This window comes from Vibrio sp. 10N.222.55.B11, from assembly GCF_041473705.1.
Lineage (GTDB): Bacteria > Pseudomonadota > Gammaproteobacteria > Enterobacterales > Vibrionaceae > Vibrio > Vibrio crassostreae_C.
The window spans coordinates 1-864 of record NZ_JBFRST010000117.1; the positions used below are offsets into that span (position 1 = coordinate 1).

Here is an 864-nt window from a genome sequence, read left to right on the forward strand (position 1 = left end):
TTTCTTCTTATCCTCCAGTGCTAAATACACTTGTCTTGCCGCTTGCTCTGTCGGATGGTCTTTGGTGTAAGAGAACTCAGGTCTTTCGAGCAGCAGCGCTTTAAAGGTCATGCCTAATTGGTCGGTTTGGTCCGTGATAAAATGATTCAACGCTAAAAATCTCGCTAACTTGTCTTTATCTTTAGGGTGAAGGACGGCATCGTTTTGCGCTTCGATATGCACCGAGTGAAACCAGGCCATTTGTTCGGTCGCCGATAACGTTTTAGGGCTTGAGACAGTCGTTTGAGTGTTATTTGGCAGTGGCTTTGGTTTGGGTTTGTCGGGCCTTGCTTTTGGTTCGTTGTACCATCGCCACCCTGGAGGAGGTTCCTGAGCAAGAGCGGGATGGAGGTGAGCAAGCAGCGTTAGGGTAATGACGTAAAGCCATGTTTTTTTCATCATCATAGGCCTTGGTTAAGTGCGGCAAAGCGATTAAGAGGTTACACACTTGGGTCTTTCGCGTAAGTGGCGCATCTGCTGTGGTGATGGATTGCGCAGCGTGAGTAAGTACTGAAGGTATTTATCGTGCAGCAAAGCGTGGTGTTTCGACCACATACCTTACTCACTACTAAAGTAGTGAGTCTGTTTCTCAATGTTTTCTATCAGCTCTCGATATTCATCCAGCCTTTTCGTGATGTCGGGATAGTGGTCTAGCTGTTTGATGTGTATCACATCACTTGGAATGAGGCGTAAAAGCGTCAAGGTGTTGAGTAAAAAATTTTGAAGGGGTTTGATAAGCATAACGATGTCCTTCTTGAGCATTGAGGTGTGTATGTCATGGTGTGCCGTTGGTATAGAGCCGCCTGTTATCCGCCCGTGGCACTT

Annotated in this window: 1 protein-coding gene and 1 pseudogene; both read right to left on the minus strand. The window is 46.6% G+C overall.

The annotated features are described in order from the left end of the window. Window positions 1-438: conjugal transfer protein TraF (traF, locus tag AB4503_RS25110; RefSeq protein WP_372115887.1), on the minus strand; the 438-nt coding region annotated here is incomplete at its 3' end. A 159-nt stretch (window positions 439-597) separates the two neighbouring features. Next, window positions 598-864, minus strand: a pseudogene (locus AB4503_RS25115) (hypothetical protein); the annotation flags it as partial.